Raw genomic sequence first — 16,128 nt, 5'->3', positions numbered from 1 at the left:
GAGGGCCTGCTGAATGTACCTCGACCCGGCCGACGGCGAGGCGCTACTGCAGCGGTTGGTCGACCGGTTCCCGCGCGGCGAGATGGTGTTCGACGTCATGAGCAAGCTCGCGATCAAGCTACAGAAGCTCAACCCGGTGGTCCGGCGGGCGGGCGCGACGCTGCGCTGGGGTCTCGAAGACCCGCGCGAGCTGGAGAAACTCGGCCTCGACCTGCGGACTTCGTGGGACGTGAGCCACTTCGCCGAGCCGGAGCTGGTCGCGTACTTCAGCGCCAAGTACCGGCTGCAGTTCAAGGTCGCGACGCGCGTCCCGGCGTTTCGGAACTTCGCGCATCTGCTGCGCTACAGGTACTAGCGAATACGATCACGGCGTGCGCAAACCCGCTCATCTCGGGAGGTTCCGGCTCGTACTCCGCACCAGCCTCGGCTTCGCCGCGCTGGGGCTGGGTTCCAGTGTGTGCGGATCCGGGGTCGTCGCGCTCCTGTTGTTCTTCGAGGGCTCCCCGAGTCAGCTCGGCGACCGGTCCTGGGTGCTCGGCGCGACCGCGGCCGGGCTGGTCGCCGCGTCACTCGTGGTCGGTTCACTGTGGACGGCCTGGCTGCAGCGCCGCACCGCGATCTGGTTCGTGCTCGGCAGGCCGCCGGGCGAAAGCGAGGCACGGCGCGCGCTGCGGCTGCCGGTCGACATGGCGATCGTCAGCGGCACGCTCTGGCTGATCGGGACGATCGTGCTCGGCACGCTCTCGGCCGTGCTCGGCGCGGGCGAAGAGGCCTTCGCGGTGGCGTTGACCATCCTGCTCGGCGGGCTGACCACGGTCGGGCTGACGTATCTCGCCGCGGAGTGGGTCGCCCGGCCGGTGATGACGATCGCGCTGAAAGTGTTGCCGCCCAAGGACTCCCTGCCGGTGACCGTGCTCACCAGGCTGATCCTCACCTGGGCGCTGGCCAGCGGCGTGCCGCTGCTCGGCATCCTGCTGGTGAGTGCGCCGCCCGAGCTGATCGGCGAGGGCAACCACACGGCGTCGCTGATCATGCTGTCGGTGATCGGTCTGGTCGTCGGCGCGCTCGGCACCGCACTGCTCGCCCGCGCGGTCGCGGCCCCGCTGCACCGGCTGCGGATCGCGCTGAACCAGGTCGCGCGCGGCAGCACGGACGTCTCGGTCCCCGTCGACGACTCGTCCGAGATCGGCATGCTCCAGACCTCGGTCAACGACCTCGTCGCCGGCCTGCGCGAGCAGGACCGCATGCGCGACCTCTTCGGCCGCCACGTCGGTGCCGACGTGGCCCGGCACGCGCTGGAGTTCGGCGCCTCGCTGTCCGGGGACGTGCGCGAGGTGGTCGCGCTGTTCGTCGACGTCGTCGACTCGACGGCGCTGGCTTACCGCACGCCGCCCGAGGAGCTGGTCACCAAGCTGAACCGGCTGTTCACGAGCGTGTTCGACGAGGTCAACGCCCGCGGCGGGCTCCTGAACAAGTTCGCGGGCGACGCGGCGCTGTGCATCTTCGGCGCGCCCACCCGCCTGGCCGACCCGGCGACTTCAGCCCTGTCCGCCGCCCGCGCGATCCGGGACGCCGTCTTGGCCTGGGGCGAGCTGGACCTCGGCGTCGGCGTCGCGTCCGGCCCGGTCTTCGCGGGCCAGTTGGGCACGAGCAGCCGGCTTGAGTACACGGTCATCGGCGACGCGGTGAACGAAGCGGCCCGGCTGACCGAGCACGCCAAGACGGTCCCCGGCCGCATCCTCGCCAGCGAAGCCGTCCTCAAAGCCTCGACTACCAGCGAGCGCGCCCTGTGGACGCCCGACGGCGACCTGGAACTCCGAGGCCGCCAGGTCCCGACCCCGACCTGGACGACCACCCCGTAAAAATCCCAATGCGTCTTTCGGTCCCTGCTAAGGACCGAAAGACGCATTCGGGGTCTGGGACGGACTGAACGACGCATTCGGGACCCACCAGGGACCGAACGACGCATTCGGGACCCACCAGGGACCGAACGACGCTTTCGGGCTATCGGCGGCGGGAGGGGTCAGCCGGGGGTGACGGATGGCCAGGTGAAGACTGTGGATCCCCAGGTCAGGCCTGCGCCGAAGGCGCTGAGGAGTACGCGGTGGCCGGGGATGAGCTCGCCGTCGCGGACGGCGTCGGCGAGTGCGAGTGGGATCGAGGCGGCGCTGGTGTTGCCGGTGTGCTCGATGTTGGCGACGACCGCGTCGGCGGCGAGGCCGAGTTGTTTGGCGCAGCCCTGGAGGATGCGGATGTTGGCCTGGTGGCCGACGAATCTGTCCACATCGGACACGGTGAGGCCGGCGCGCTCGAGTACGGCGCGGGACGACTCGGCCATGCGGGCGCAGGCGTGGCGGAAGACCGCTTGGCCTTGCATTGTCAGGAAGAACTCGCTGGGGTCGTCGGACTGGCGCTTCTTGGAGCCGCCCGCGGTGATCCAGAGGAGCTCGGCGAGTTCGCCGTCGCTGTGCAGGTCGAACGGGCCGAGTGCGCCCGGCTCGTCGGCGGTGCCGGAGCGGAGCACGACGGCGCCCGCGCCGTCGCCGAAGATCGGGACGGTGCCGCGGTCTTCGGGGTCGATCATCGTGGTGAAGGTGTCGGCGCCGATCACCAGCACCGAGGCCGCGACGCCTGCCGAGATGAGGCCGGCGCCGGTGGCGAGCGCGTAGACGAAGCCACTGCAGACCGCGTTGACGTCGAGCGCGCCGACGCCGTTCAGGCCGAGGCGGGCGGCGACCTGCGGCGCGCTGCCGGGACATTGCTGGTCGGGCGTGGCCGTCGCGAGGAGTACGAGGTCGACTCTGTCAACTCCGGCGGACGCCAGCGCCCGCTTTCCCGCTTCGACCGCCAAGTCCACTGTGGACTCGCCGGGTGCGACGACGTGACGTTGCGCGATGCCCGTGCGAGTGCGGATCCACTCGTCCGAAGTATCAAGTCGTTGGGACAACTCGTGATTGTCGACGACACGTGAAGGCAGCCAGGAACCGAGCCCACTGATTACCGCCGTACCGCGCGCTTCTTGCGTGGGCACCTGGAATTTCCTCCCGACCGACCTGAGACCCCGTCCTCTCCCTTGTAGGTCCTACCCTCCGGTAGACCCGTCAGTTGTGTTCCAGGTCACATTGTGAGGAATTCTCACGTATTGCGGTCACTCCAGGTAGGCCAGCACGGCGAGCACGCGCCGGTGACCGCTCTCACTGGCTGGGAGATCCAGCTTCGAGAAGATGTTCCCAACGTGTTTCTGCACGGCCCGCTCGGTGACGACGAGCTTCGTCGCGATCTCGCCGTTCGCGAAACCCTGGGCCATCAGGTGCAGCACCTCACGCTCGCGCGCGGTCAGCGCGGCGAGCGGATCATGCTTACGGGTGAGCAGCTGGGCGATCACCTCCGGGTCCATCGCGGTGCCGCCCGAAGCCACCCGTTCGAGCGCCTCGAGGAACTCCTCGATCCGCGCGACGCGGTCCTTCAGCAGATAGCCGACGCCGCCGTGGCCGTCGGAAAGCAGCTCACCGGCGTAGGTCTCCTCGACGTACTGCGAGAGCACCAGCACCGGCGTGCCCGCGACCTCGCGCCGCGCGCGCAGCGCCGCGTGGATGCCCTCGTCCGAGAACGTCGGCGGCAGCCGGACATCCACAATGGACACATCGGGCCGGTGCTCGCGGACGGCCTCGACGAACGAGTCCGCGTCCTCGACGCGCGCGAGCAGCTCGTGCCCCGCGCTCTGCAGCAGGTGCCGCATGCCCTCGGCGAGCAGCACGTTGTCCTCGACCATCACGACCCGCACGGGACCTCCAGTGAAATACGGGTCGGTCCCCCTGCGGGACTTTCCACCTTGAGCGTGCCATCCAGCGCGGCCAGCCTGCGCCGCATGCCGCCGATCCCGGTGCCGAGCTTCTCGTCGACACCACCCTTGCCGTCATCGACGACCTCGGCGAGCAGCACGTCCACGTGCCTGGTGACGGTGACCTGCGCACCGGTCGCGCCGCTGTGCTTTGCGACGTTGGTGAGCGCCTCGGTGATCACGAAGTAGACGGCCGACTCGACGGGCGCGGCGACCTTCTCCAGCTCGCCGACGGTGAGTTCCACCGGAACCGGGCAGCGCGCGGCGACCGCGGCGAGCGCGCCGTCGAGGCCGCGGTCGGCGAGGATCGGCGGATACATGGTCCGCAGCACGCCGCGCAGCTCGGTCATCGCGTCTTCGGCGCCTTCCCGCGCGCCGGCGAGCAGCTTCGCGACCTTCTCGGGATCCTTCTCCCGCTCGGCCATGCCGACCATCATCGCGAGCGAGACGAGCCGTGCCTGGGTGCCGTCGTGCAGGTCACGCTCGATGCGCCGCAGCTCGGCGCCGTGCGCGTCGACGGCGCCCGCCCGGCTCTCACGCAGCGTCTCGACCAGCTGATCCTTGTTCGACGGCGCGAGCACCCTGGCGCTGAGCTTCGCGCCGGCCCTGGCCAGCGCGGGCGCACCTCGCCACGCCGCCAGCGCCGAGATCGCGAGCATCGGCACCCCGGTGGCGAGCGCCGTGTCCCAGGTCTGGACGGGGACGAGGAGCATGGTCGGGGGCTCGTTCGCGGGGAAGGCCCACCAGAAGAAGGTCGAGGAGATGGTCGCGAGCGGGAGCAGGGCGAGCGTCACGCCGACGAGTCCGAGCACCGTGCCGAAGATCATTTCGATCGGCACCCAGCGCAGGTCTCGCCGGGTGCCTGGCTGAGCGAGCAGCTCGCCGAGCCGCTTCGCCCTCGGCCCGTGCGGCGGGATCTCACGGCCGAGCAGCCTGCCGGCGCGGCGGCGCTCGAAGTCCGTGAGCATGCCGAGTAGCCGCAGTGCCTGGGGCATGACGAAGACGCCCGCGGTGAACAGCGTCAGCACCCCGGCGAGCATGAGCGCCGGCAATGCGAACATGCACACGACGCCCACGACGAAGCTCTGCACGGAGTACAGGAGCGCGCGTCCCGTTCGCTGGATCATGTCCTCGATTGTTCACTGCGCCGATCGGCGGCGCGGTGGGGGTGGCTACACCATTTCGGGTAGCGGATCCCGCACGCTGCGGCGGCGCCCGAGCAGCTGGAACACCACGCCGATGCCGATGACCAGCGCCAACGGGATCAGCTGGCTCCAGAAGTACGGCCAGCGCTGACCCGCGAACGAGGACGGCAGCGAGTCGTCAGGACTGCCCGCGGTGCCGAACCAGCCGACGCCGATGCCCGGCCAGATCAGCGTCGCGACGGTGAACGCGACGAACGCCGTCGGCACCAGCGTGACGATCGCGACACCCCAGGTGCCGCCGCCGACGCGGAACGGGCGCGGCACGTCCGGCTGCTTGCGGCGCAGCACGAGCAGTGAGGGGAACGTCACGACGTAGGAGATGAAGGTCGTCGAGATAGTCAACGCGAGGCCGGCGCTGAAGTACTTCTCGGCGTCGCCGCCGGTGATCGCGAGCGCGGCGACCATGACCACCGTGGCGAGCACGCCGGAGAGCACGTTGATCCGGATCGGGGTGCCGTGCTTGACGGAGATCTCGCCGAAGTAGCGCGGGCCCGCGCCGTCCGCGCAGGCGACGGCCTGCGCCCGGTGCGCGCCGATCGCCCAGCCGACGCCGCTGGTGAGCACGCCGACGATGAGCCCGGCCGCGCAGATCATGCCGAACACGTTGCCGGCGCCGGTCAGCGTGACCGTGCCGTCTTCGGCGATCGAGCCGCCGTAGACGGTGAGCACGCTCTTGCAGGCGTCGATGAAGCCGCCGAGGCTTTTGATCCGGTCGGCGGGCACGACCAGCAGGATGCCGAGGATCGGGCCGCCGTAGAGCAGGAACGCGCCGATGCCGGAGCGGAGGATGGCGAACGGGACCGTGCGCTGCGGGTCGGTCATCTCGTCGGTCGCGGTGCTGGGGAGTTCGAAGCCGACGTAGTTGTAGATCACGAACGGTACGAGCGCGAGGAAACCGGCGTAGGTCGGCGCGAAACTGGAGGCCGTGAGCGGCTGCACGCCGTTTTTGATCGCGTAGACCACTACTGAAACGGTGAAGAAGCCGAGTAGCACGATTCGGGCGAGCGCTCCGGCCGTCGGAACCCATTTGCCGACTTTGAGCGAAGCGGCCACGCAGAGCACGCCGAACCAGATGAAGATGACGCCCGCGATGTACTTACCGGCGGTGCCGAGTGGAATGAAGAATTTCTCGGTAGTTGCCACGGCGATGATGGTGAGGCTGCCGCCCATCCAGATCGGGTTGGTGAGCCAGTAAAGGACCTGGTTGATACCCGCGACAGTCTTGCCGAACGCCAGTTTCGTCCAGATGTAAGGACCGCCCTCGACCGGGAACGCGGTGCCGAGTTCGGCGACCAGCAGGCCGTACGGGAGAAAGAAGAGCACCGCGAGGATGACCATCCAGGTCAGTCCCTGCGGCCCCTGTGCCGCGACGCTTCCGATGGTGTCGAGGCCGACCAGCGTGCACAAGAGGAAGAAGACGACATCCTTGCGGCGTAAGGATTTCTGCAATCGCGAGCGCTGCTGTTCGAACCCGCCACCCAGACCGTCCACAATGTCCACCACTGGTGTACCCCCGCTCGCCCGGTGAGAGCGCTTACCGTGACGCCGCACACAGGGCTTGTCAAGGCGCGGACAAGCGTTGTCAGGATGCTTGACAGGCGGGCCCGCGCCCGGCTATTGACTGAATCGTCTATTTGCGCGAACTCGACAGGAGCACCGTGGGCGACGAGCCTTATCTGCAGATCAGCTGGCATGACCGCGAGACCGGAAGCCGCGGCTACCTGGTGATCGACCGACTCGTCCGCGGCGTCGCGAGTGGTGGCCTGCGCATGCGCGCCGGCTGCACACTCGACGAAGTACGCGGGCTCGCTGCCGGAATGTCCGCCAAAGAAGCTTTGAATTACGACCCGAATGGACGATATGTTCCACTGGGCGGAGCAAAAGGCGGCATTGATTTCGACCCGCACGATCCGCGCGCCGTTGATGTGCTGCGGCGGTATCTGCAGGCGATGCGGCCGTACATCGAGCGGTTCTGGACCATGGGCGAGGATCTCGGCCTGCGGCAGGACACCATCGACGAGGTGCTCGCCGAACTCGGCATGGACTCGTCGATCCCGGCCGTCTATCCGCTGCTCGACGACGAGACCAAGGCCAGGAAACGACTCGCGGACGCCTTCGCGATCACCGTCGACGGCATCGGCCTCGACGAGCTGGTCGGGGGCTACGGCGTGGCCGAAGCGGCGTTGACCGGGGTCGACCGGCTGGGGCTGCCGCGCGCCGGGACCCGGGTGTTCATCCAGGGCTTCGGTTCGATGGGCGGCGCCACCGCGCGGTACCTGGCACGTGCAGGCCTCGTGGTGGTCGGCATCGCGGACGCGGTCGGGGTCATCCACAACCCGGACGGCCTCGATGTGGAAACCCTGTTGCTGACAAGGAATTCCTACGGCGAGATCGACCGCGCCGAGCTGCGCAGGGCCGACCAGCAGCTGCCGTTGCGCCAGTGGCTCGACATCGAGGCCGAGGTGCTCGTGCCCGCCGCCGTGTCGTACACGATCAACGCGGAGAACCACGCCTCGGTCCGCGCGCGGCTGATCGTGGAGGCCGCGAACATGCCGGTGACCGCGGACGCGGAGGCCCCGCTGACCGAACGCGGCGTGCTGATCCTGCCCGACGTCGTGGCGAACTCGGCGACCAACGCCTGGTGGTGGTGGACGCTCTTCGGTGACGTCGAAGCCGACGCGGACGGGGCGTTCGCGAAGATCGGTGAGGCCATGGAGAAGCTCGTGACCTCGACGTTGGACCGGGCGGAGATGGGTGGGGTGACGCCGAGGGCGGCCGCCGCGACCATCGCGGCCGAGGCTTCGGCGCGGATCGATCGTCGCTTCGGGACCCTCTAAGACGGGTTCGCGGGTGGGACCACCGCTTGCGGCGCCTTGGGCAGACCGACCAACGAGACAGCGCCGAGCAAAGTGCTGAAGGCCGTCGCGTTCGGGCAGGTCAGGATGTTGGCCAAGGCGTCGCCGGCGGTGTCACCGCCCGAGGGTGCGCCCGGCGGCGGAGGCGGCGTCGGGGCGCTGGTGACGGCGCGGGGTACCGAGACGACGCCGGTCAGTGGCAGGTCGCGTGAGGACGTGCCGACCGAGATTCCGTAGTCGCCCACGGTCCGGATCCATTGGTGCGCGGTCGAATCCCAGTGCGAAAGATCGCGCGGGGTCAGCGAAAACCGGACCCGTTGCGTCGCGCCGGGCGCCAGGGAGACCTTCTCGAAACCCTTCAGCAGGCGGGGTGGTTCGCCGTCGGCCGCCGGATGGGTCACGTAGAGCTGGACGACTTCGGCGCCCGGCCGAGAGCCCGTGTTCGTGACCGAGGCTTCGACGACGTCGCCCGAGACGTTCAGGTCCGACAGCTCGAAACGCGTGTAGGAGAGGCCGAAACCGAAGGGGAACAACGGGTTCAGGCCTTGCTGGTCGTACCAGCGGTAGCCGACCGCGAGGCGTTCGGTGAAGCGGCCGTCCGGGAAGGCACGGGCGGGGACCTGGTCGAGTGACGCCGGGAAGGTGATCGGGAGTTTGCCGGACGGGTTCACGTCGCCGTAGAGCAGCGCGGCCAGTGCGGCGCCGTACTCCTGGCCGGGATACCAGGCGGCGAGCACGCCTTTGACACGAGCGAGCCAGGGCATGGCGACCGGGCCGCCGGTGTTCAAGACCACGATGGTGTTCGGGTTGGCGGCGGCGACGCGGTCGATCAACGCGTTGTCCGGCAACGTGATGTCCGGCGCGTCCTTGGACTCCGTCGACCACTTGGCGGCGAAGACGACGGCGACGTCCGAGGCGGCGGCGACGCGGGCGGCTCGGGCGGGGTCCGAGCCGTCGTCGAAGGAAGCGTTGCCGTAGCCGGAAATGGCGTCGTACGGGGTTTTGACGGCTTGGGCGATGACGTGGGCGCTGCCGCCGCCCGAGCCGAGCACGTCCGCGCCTGCGGCTGAGCCGATCACCGCGACCGAATCCGAACGGCGCAGCGGCAAAATGGAGTCGGCGTTCTTCAGCAGCACGGTCCCCTGTTCCGCGACATCGCGGGCGATGGCGGCGTGGCGCGGAGAAGTCACCACCGCGGAAGGGGAACCCGAAGCCGGGCGGTCGAAGAGGCCGAAGCGGAACATCTGGCCGAGGACGCGACGGACCATGTCGTCAAGACGGGCGCCCTGGCCCAGCCGCTTGCCGAAGTAGCAGCCGTCCGGCATCTGCATGTCCAGGCCCGCGTTGGCGGCGGCGACGCTCGCGGTCATGCCGTACCAGTCCGACGTCACGAAGCCGTCGAAGCCGAACTGTCCTTTGAGGACTTGAGAGAGCAGATACGTGTTGTTGCAGGCGTGCACACCGTTGAGGTGGTTGTACCCGCACATCACCGACGCGACGCCGCCGTCGCGCACGGCGCGCTCGACCGCGGGCAGGTAGATCTCCTGCAACGTCCGTTCGTCGACGGTCACGTTGCCCAGCGCCGTGTTCCGCAGTGTTTCCTGGCTGTACGCCGCGAGATGCTTGGCCTGCGCGAGCACGCCGTGCCGCTGGATGGCCCGGATCTCGGCGACGGCCAGCTCGCCGGTCAGCGCCGGATCCTCGCCGAGGGTTTCGTACGACCGGCCGGCACGCGGGTCGCGCGCGATGTCGATCGCGGGCGCCAGCGCGACGTTGGCGCCTTTGCCTCGTATCTCGGCACCGAGCACATCGCCGTACGCGGCCGCGAGCGACGGGTCCCAGCCCGCCGCCAGCGCGGTCGGCGACGGCAGCTGCGTGACGCCGGTCTGGCTGTTGCCGATCCCGGCCGAGCCATCGGAAAGCCCGAGTGACGGCACGCACAGGCGCGGGATCGGCTGCACGAGTCCCGCGTAGACAGGCCCCGCCAGATCGAACGGCCCGGCCGAACCGTGCACCATGGACAGCTTCTCCGCGGGGGTCATCTCGCCGAGCACTTGGGCGACGCGGTCCGGGATCGGGGTGGCCGAACCGACCCAGGGGCATACCGGATCGGCGGCTTCGGCGAGCGGCGGCAGGCCTGCGGCGGTCAGCCCGAGCACGGCCATGGTCACGAAGGGTCGCCGAATGCGCATGGAGCGTGAATACCTTTCATGATCCATCAGCGTCAACCGGCGTCCGGATTCACCACCCGTTAAAACCCGAACGGCTGAACGCCAGGCGGATAACCTGGCAGGGTGCACCCCGATCTCGACCGCCTCGACCGCGCCATCCTGAGCCTGCTGCAGACCGACGCCCGGATCATCGCCGAGACGATCGGCGCGAAGGTCGGGCTCTCCGCGGCGGCCGTGCAGCGCCGGATCAAGCGGCTGCGGGAGTCGGGCGTCATCGAGCGGGAGGTCGCCGTGCTCGACCCGGCCGCGCTCGGCATGCCGATGACGTTCATCGTCACCGTCGAAATGGAACGCGAGCGGCTCGAGGTGCTCGACGCGTTCCGCAAACAGGTGCAGGCCGAAGAACACGTCCAGCAGTGTTATTACGTCACCGGCTCCGCCGATTTCGTGCTCGTCGTCACTTGCCGGGACATGTCGGAGTTCGAAGCATTCACGCACCGTATGTTCTTCAACAACGGAGAGGTACGGCACTTCACCACGAGCGTTGCCATGGAACGAGTCAAAGTGGGCCTCACGCTGCCGCTTGATCAACAACGCTGACTGTCCACTGTGGGCACAAGAGGTTTGTGGGCCGCGTTACACCATTCTGGACCGCTTCCACCGATAGCGTGAACGTGAATGTTTTGTCGTCATGACCGTCAGGCCCGCACATCTCACCCTCGACCGACGAACGAGTTCGCAGACAAGCGAGCGAGGGACAGATCGAGGGAGTGGCCGTGCAGACCGACGCAGTTCACCAGAGCCAGTTCGTGTTGCTGAACGACAGCACCACGCCGGTCCTTTCGCGCTTGTCCTACCACGCCGACGAGCCGTTCGCGGTCACCGTCGCCTTCCGCACCGAGCGCGGCCGCTGGGTCGAGTGGACCTTCGCCCGTGACCTCCTGGTCGACGGCCTGGTCGAGCAGGCCGGGCTGGGCGACGTCCGCATCCGCCCCGACCTGGTCGAGGACGAGGCGCTCGTCATCCTGGAAATCGAGTCGCCGGACGGCTACGCGTCGTTCGAACTCGAGCGCGCCGACATCGAGCGCTTCCTCGCCGCTTCCTACGAACTGGTGCCGCTCGGCGCCGAAGTCGACTACTTCGACGTCGACACCCTGATCGATGAGATCACCAATGTCTAACTAACTCCCGCGGAAACAGGCAAAGGGCGGTTTGAGTGCTCTGGAGGCACTCAAACCGCCCTTTGTCGTTTTCAGGATCAGCCGAGCACCAGCGTGGCGCCCAGCGCGGAGAGCGCCTTGTTCAGCGGGAAGAAGTACATGGTGGTCGAGTTGCCACCCGAGAGCAGGCCCTGGCCCTGGTTGCCCGCGATGATCGAGCCGCCGGAGTCACCGCCCGCCGAGCGGATGTTGGTCGCGGTCATGCCGTAGACGGTGCCCTCGGCGTAGCGGACCGTCTGGTTCTTCGCGCCGATCGTGCCGCAGGTCCAGCCGGTGGTCGAACCGCTCTTGCAGGCCGACGCGCCGGTGGCGGCCTCGGTCTTCCCGGTCACCCGGGTGCCGTTGTTGATCACGCCGCGCGGGGTCCAGTTCGAGTTCGTGCGGGCCAGCGAGTAGTCGTTCGTCGGGAAGCTGTACCGGCTGAACGAGCCCATCGCGACCTGGTTGTAGCCGGTCAGCGAGCTGCCGATGGCCGCGCAGTGCCCGGCGGAGACGAAGCCACCGTTCACCGAGAAGCCGATCGAGCAGCGGGCCTGGTTGGCGATGTAGTAGGCGTCGCCGCCGCGGACGTCGTACTGCAGCGAGGGCCGGTCGGCCGACTCGACCACGGTCACCGCGCCCTTGTCGACGCCGGTCTTGGCCAGGTAGGAGTCCACGTCACCGGTCTTGCCGGGCTCGACGGTCACCGTGACCCGGTTCGTCTTCGAGTCGACGCCCCAGGTGGTGACCGACTTCGGCGCGGTGCGCTCGGCCGAGTTCAGCTTGTCGACCGTCGAGTTGAGCTGGGTGGCGCTGAACCGGGCCACCCCGGCGTCCGCGCCCGCGGCCTTGACCTGAGCCAGCTTCGCCGCGTCGGTGACGTCGACGTGCAGCCGCTTGGTGGTGGCGTCGTAGTACGAGCCGGCGAAGGTGTCGCCGAGCGCGGCCGTGAGTGACTCCGAGAGCGTGGACGCGGCGTTCTCCGTCGCCAGCGCGGCGACCGCCTGGTCGTAGGTGAGTCCGAGGTCCTGCTGCATCGCGGGCATCATGTCCGGGTTCAACGGGGTGAACGCGGCGGCGGGCGACGCGGCGATCGCGCTGACCGCCAGTGCGGCGGCCGCTGCTGCTCCGAGCACCTTCTTCATGGTTCTCCCTCGACTACCGATTACGGTGCGACTCCGGTTGGTCACACCCATGGGTGACCCTGCGGCAGGCCTTCCGGGGACACAATCCGGCGGCGAAGAGATAGGTATACGCAATCTTTTTGGGGTAGACCCGCTGCCCCAGCCGGACTTCGACCGTTGCAACCCCCAGCTGCCGTAGGTCCTTAAGTAGGGTTTCGGACAACTACTTTCCGCCACTTACTCCCCCACCTGATCGAGCGATTCGCCGCCGAAACGTGGGAACAGCCGAAGTTTCGTACGCTTCGTGATTTTTTCCCGAACAAACCATCGGTCACCGACGAGTTCCAGCCCGCAGAAGTGTGAGCGCGCAGTCGTCACTCGGATCTACCGACCGGTTTACTCCCGGTTAGCTACTGCTTAAGCTCCGGGCAAAGAGGACGACGTGCTCAGCCGTCGAGGAGCGCCATGGTGTGGATGGCCAGCCAGCGCCCGACCTCGGTGTCGGTGCGAACCCGCTCGCCGAAGCTCGTCGGGAGAGAGAAAGAACTCGGCACCATCGTCGAGGTGGTCGCCGAGCGTCCCGCCGTCGTGCTCATCGAGGGCGAAGCGGGCATGGGCAAGTCCCGGCTGATGACGGAACTGGCCGGTCGCCCCGAACTGCGCGGCGTCCGCGTGCTCACCGGCACCTGCCAGCCGCTGCGCGACCCGTTCCCCTACGGCCCGATCCTCGAAGCGCTGCGCTCGTTGTCTGAACCACTCGGCCCGCTGAGCCCGGTCGCGGGAGTACTGCGGCCGTTGCTGCCCGAGCTCGCGGAAATCCTTCCACCGCAACCGGAACCGCTGACCGACCCGGCCGCCGAGCGGCACCTGCGGTTTCGCGCGATACGAGAACTGCTCGGCGCCTGCGGCCCCACCCTGCTGGTGCTCGACGATCTGCACTGGGCCGACGAGGATTCGCGTGACCTGCTGCGCTTCATCGTCTCGATGATGCCGCCGGACCTGGCCGTCGTCGCCGCCTATCGCGGCTCGCTCGGTTCCTCGTTCCGCTCGGCCGAACACGCCCGCGTCACGCTCGGCCCGCTCGACGTGTCGGCCGTCCGGCGGCTCGCCACCGGGATACTCGACCTGCCAAGGGTTTCCGACGAGTTCGCGGCGAAGCTGCACGAGAGCACCGCCGGGATCCCTTTCGTGGCAGAGGAAACCCTGCGCGCGCTCAAGGAGTCGGCCGGTGCGCAGCCGCTCGGCGAGACGCTGACCGACCGGCTGCTGGAGAGCCTCGAAGTCCCGATACTGCTGCGCGAAGCCATGACCGAACGCCTGGAGACGCTGCCCGAGCCCGCGGTCAGGCTGGCCAGAGCCGCGGCCGTGCTGGGTGTGCCGATCGAGGCGCAGGTGATCGGCAGGCTCGCCGGACTGAGCGGGGACGGCCTGCGCTCCGCGCTGCTGACCGCGATGGACGGCGGCGTGCTCGGCGAAGTCGACGAGGACCGGTACGGCTTCCGGCATCCGCTCGCGCGCAAAGCCGTCTACGACACCATCAGCGGACCCGAGCGCACGATGCTGCACGCCGAGGCACTGTCCGCGCTGGCCGGTTCGCCGCTGCCACCGATGTTGCAGCTGGCCAGACACGCGAGATCCGCGGGGCGGCTCGACCAATGGCAGCACTACGCCGAGGCCGCCGCCGACCAGGCGACCGCGCGCGGCGACACCTCGCTGGCCATCGACGTGCTGCAATCACTGCTCTCGGCCGGGAAACTCGCAGAGGCCGACGTCGCGCGGCTCGCCACGAAACTCAGCCAGATCGCGCTGCGCGGATTCCGGCGCGACGTCATCGCCACGCTCGAGCACGTGCTGGAGGACCCGCCGCACGATCCGGCCACCCGCGGCACGATCCGGCTCAGCCTCGGCAGCCTGCTGGTCCGCACGGTCGGGCAGCTCGGCCGCGGCCGGGTGGAGGTCGAGAAGGCCATCACCGAGCTGGTCGACCGGCCCGAACTCGCCGCGCGCGGCATCAACCTGCTGGCCCAGCCCATCGACGGGCTCACCTCGCTGGCTTGGCATCAACGCTGGATGCGCCGGGTCGAGGACGTCTTCGACCAGCTCACCGACCCCGAACTCCGGCTCGCGCTGACCGTCGACCGCATCGCCAGCCGCGCGCACACCGGCGACGGCGACGCCTGGGCGGAATTCGAGGCGCTGCCGGAGGAAACGAGCAGCGTCGCCGAACGCGTCCAGCTCGCGAGGCTGTGGTGCAACCTCGCCGACGGCCAATCCTGGCTCGGTCATCTCGGCCGCGCCGATCGCCTGGTCACCGAGGGCACGCGGCGCGCCATCGACGCGGGCGCGCTGTACGCGGCCGGGCTGGTGCAGGGCACCAGGATCAGGCTCGACTGGGTCACCGGGCGCTGGGACGGGCTCGCCGAGCGCGCGGAAGCGTTGCGGGACAAGTACTCCGACCTCGGCCCGATCGTGCAGGAGACCTCGCTCGTGCTCGGCGCGCTGGCCGCGGTGCGCGGTGAGTTCGCGGCCGCGCACCGGCACCTGGCCGAAACCGGCGTGCCCGCGCCGGAGCACGGCGCGATCCCGGTCGTGCTGTCGGCCGCCGGCGCGCTCGTGCGCGTCAAACTGGCCACCGGTGATCTGGCGGGCGCCGTCGCCGCGGCCGACGAGGGCATGAACGTCGCGCGGCGCAAGGGCGTCTGGGTGTGGGCAGCCGACCTGGTGCCGGCGGCCGCCGAGGCCTACGCGCAGGACGGCCGGTGGGACGAGGCGGACGGCGTCGTCGAAGAGTTCGCGCGCGGCATCGAAGGCCGTGACGCGCCTGCCGCCGAAGCCGCTTTGCTGGCCGGACGTGGGGCTTTGCTCGCCGCACGCGGCAAGCATCAGGCGGCGACCACCGTCTTCGAGCAGGCCAAGGAGCGCTACGCGGAGTTGCCGATGCCGTACCCGGCGACGGGCGCGCAGGAACGCGCGGCGCTGGCCAGGCTCGCGGCGGGCGACCGGTCCGCGATCGAGGAGCTCGCCTGCGCGGCGGAGTCGTACGAGCGCCTCGGCGCGACCCGCGATGCCGGGCGCTGCCGTCACCAGCTCAGGGAGAACGGGGCTTGGGCGCCGTCGCAACGCGGCCGCCGCGGCTACGGCCGCGAGCTGTCCCCGCGCGAACGCGAGGTCGCGCGGATGCTGGCCGACGGGCGGACCAACCGCGAGATCGCGGACGGGCTGTTCCTGTCACCACGCACGGTCGAGCAACACGTCGCCAAGGTACTGCGGAAACTCGGGGCGCGGTCACGCGCTGACGTCGCCCGTCATCTGTCGACCTACGCGCTCCCGTAAATCCGGTTGCCCCTTGGGCGGGACCGACCTATACATCGCGTATGCATATCCAGGCGGAACCGCCGTACTACGCGGTGATCTTCACGTCGCGACGCACCGACGGCGACAACGGCTACGCGGATGCCGCGAAGCGCATGGGCGAACTGGCCGCGCAACAGCCGGGTTTCCTCGGCTGGGACTCCGCGCGCACCAGCCCCGAGCTGGGCATCACCGTCTCGTACTGGAAGGACGAGGAGTCGATCGCCGGCTGGCGCAACCACGTCGAGCACGCGCCGACCCGCGACCACGGCCGCGCGAACTGGTACGAGGACTTCGAAGTGCACGTCGCCAAGGTGGAGCGCACCTACCGCTGGACCAAGTAGCCCAGCCAGGCCGGGATAAAGCGGGCTTTACTCCCCGG

General features: G+C 69.1%; 13 protein-coding genes. 7 read left to right on the top strand and 6 right to left on the bottom strand.

Annotated features, from left to right (window positions below):
• Positions 1-13: 13 nt before the first annotated feature.
• Positions 14-355: a polyketide synthase gene (locus AB5J62_RS00655; protein WP_370946146.1), complete on the top strand. Its 342-nt coding sequence runs from the start codon at positions 14-16 to the stop codon at positions 353-355.
• Positions 356-371: 16 nt separating this feature from the next.
• Positions 372-1,862: an adenylate/guanylate cyclase domain-containing protein gene (locus AB5J62_RS00650; protein WP_370946145.1), complete on the top strand. Its 1,491-nt coding sequence runs from the start codon at positions 372-374 to the stop codon at positions 1,860-1,862.
• 161 nt (positions 1,863-2,023) lie between these two features.
• On the opposite strand, the gene AB5J62_RS00645 is transcribed toward AB5J62_RS00650, so the two are convergent.
• From AB5J62_RS00645 to AB5J62_RS00630, 4 genes are all read right to left on the bottom strand, one after another.
• Positions 2,024-3,031: a beta-ketoacyl-ACP synthase III gene (locus AB5J62_RS00645; protein ID WP_370946144.1), complete on the bottom strand. Its 1,008-nt coding sequence runs from the start codon at positions 3,029-3,031 to the stop codon at positions 2,024-2,026.
• 117 nt (positions 3,032-3,148) lie between these two features.
• Positions 3,149-3,784: a response regulator gene (locus AB5J62_RS00640; RefSeq protein ID WP_370946143.1), complete on the bottom strand. Its 636-nt coding sequence runs from the start codon at positions 3,782-3,784 to the stop codon at positions 3,149-3,151.
• Positions 3,772-4,968, bottom strand: coding sequence for a sensor histidine kinase (locus AB5J62_RS00635; RefSeq protein ID WP_370946142.1), 1,197 nt, complete (start codon positions 4,966-4,968; stop codon positions 3,772-3,774). The genes AB5J62_RS00640 and AB5J62_RS00635 overlap by 13 nt, the downstream gene beginning before the upstream one ends.
• Positions 4,969-5,013: 45 nt before the next feature.
• Positions 5,014-6,549 (bottom strand): APC family permease, encoded by a 1,536-nt coding sequence (locus AB5J62_RS00630; RefSeq protein ID WP_370946141.1) that lies wholly within the window; start codon positions 6,547-6,549, stop codon positions 5,014-5,016.
• 155 nt (positions 6,550-6,704) lie between these two features.
• Here AB5J62_RS00630 and AB5J62_RS00625 point away from each other — a divergent pair, with 155 nt between their 5' ends.
• Positions 6,705-7,883 (top strand): Glu/Leu/Phe/Val dehydrogenase dimerization domain-containing protein, encoded by a 1,179-nt coding sequence (locus AB5J62_RS00625; protein WP_370946140.1) that lies wholly within the window; start codon positions 6,705-6,707, stop codon positions 7,881-7,883.
• Here the strand turns inward: AB5J62_RS00625 and AB5J62_RS00620 are convergent.
• On the bottom strand, positions 7,880-10,093 hold the full coding sequence (locus AB5J62_RS00620; RefSeq protein ID WP_370946139.1) for a glycoside hydrolase family 3 C-terminal domain-containing protein: 2,214 nt from the start codon (positions 10,091-10,093) through the stop codon (positions 7,880-7,882). The two genes, AB5J62_RS00625 and AB5J62_RS00620, sit on opposite strands and share 4 nt — an antisense overlap.
• A gap of 102 nt (positions 10,094-10,195) precedes the next feature.
• Between AB5J62_RS00620 and AB5J62_RS00615 the strand changes: the two genes are divergently transcribed.
• Together AB5J62_RS00615 and AB5J62_RS00610 are read left to right on the top strand one after the other, a co-directional pair.
• Positions 10,196-10,672, top strand: a complete 477-nt coding sequence (locus AB5J62_RS00615; protein ID WP_370946138.1) for an Lrp/AsnC family transcriptional regulator — start codon at positions 10,196-10,198, stop codon at positions 10,670-10,672.
• A 176-nt stretch (positions 10,673-10,848) separates the two neighbouring features.
• On the top strand, positions 10,849-11,253 hold the full coding sequence (locus AB5J62_RS00610) for an SsgA family sporulation/cell division regulator (RefSeq protein ID WP_370946137.1): 405 nt from the start codon (positions 10,849-10,851) through the stop codon (positions 11,251-11,253).
• A 77-nt stretch (positions 11,254-11,330) separates the two neighbouring features.
• On the opposite strand, the gene AB5J62_RS00605 is transcribed toward AB5J62_RS00610, so the two are convergent.
• Positions 11,331-12,416, bottom strand: coding sequence for a S1 family peptidase (locus AB5J62_RS00605; protein ID WP_370946136.1), 1,086 nt, complete (start codon positions 12,414-12,416; stop codon positions 11,331-11,333).
• 444 nt (positions 12,417-12,860) lie between these two features.
• Between AB5J62_RS00605 and AB5J62_RS00600 the strand changes: the two genes are divergently transcribed.
• Both AB5J62_RS00600 and AB5J62_RS00595 read left to right on the top strand, forming a co-directional pair.
• A complete protein-coding gene (locus tag AB5J62_RS00600) occupies positions 12,861-15,728 on the top strand; it encodes an AAA family ATPase (protein ID WP_370946135.1) in 2,868 nt (955 codons plus the stop codon).
• Between the two features lie 41 nt (positions 15,729-15,769).
• On the top strand, positions 15,770-16,090 hold the full coding sequence (locus AB5J62_RS00595) for an antibiotic biosynthesis monooxygenase (RefSeq protein ID WP_370946134.1): 321 nt from the start codon (positions 15,770-15,772) through the stop codon (positions 16,088-16,090).
• Positions 16,091-16,128: the final 38 nt, after the last annotated feature.

The sequence above is a fragment of the Amycolatopsis sp. cg5 genome, assembly GCF_041346955.1.
In the GTDB taxonomy this organism is placed as follows: Bacteria; Actinomycetota; Actinomycetes; order Mycobacteriales; family Pseudonocardiaceae; genus Amycolatopsis.
Note: the sequence above shows the minus strand (reverse complement) of the source record. Positions and strands in the feature narration are given on the sequence as shown.

Excerpts from the sequence above, each read along its gene's own strand:
- AB5J62_RS00655 (WP_370946146.1), top strand. The coding sequence starts at position 14 with ATGTACCTCGACCCGGCCGACGGCGAGGCGCTACTGCAGCGGTTGGTC.
- AB5J62_RS00635 (WP_370946142.1), bottom strand. The coding sequence starts at position 4,968 with ATGATCCAGCGAACGGGACGCGCGCTCCTGTACTCCGTGCAGAGCTTC.
- AB5J62_RS00620 (WP_370946139.1), bottom strand. The coding sequence starts at position 10,093 with ATGCGCATTCGGCGACCCTTCGTGACCATGGCCGTGCTCGGGCTGACC.
- AB5J62_RS00605 (WP_370946136.1), bottom strand. The coding sequence starts at position 12,416 with ATGAAGAAGGTGCTCGGAGCAGCAGCGGCCGCCGCACTGGCGGTCAGC.
- AB5J62_RS00600 (WP_370946135.1), top strand. The coding sequence starts at position 12,861 with ATGGTGTGGATGGCCAGCCAGCGCCCGACCTCGGTGTCGGTGCGAACC.
- AB5J62_RS00595 (WP_370946134.1), top strand. The coding sequence starts at position 15,770 with ATGCATATCCAGGCGGAACCGCCGTACTACGCGGTGATCTTCACGTCG.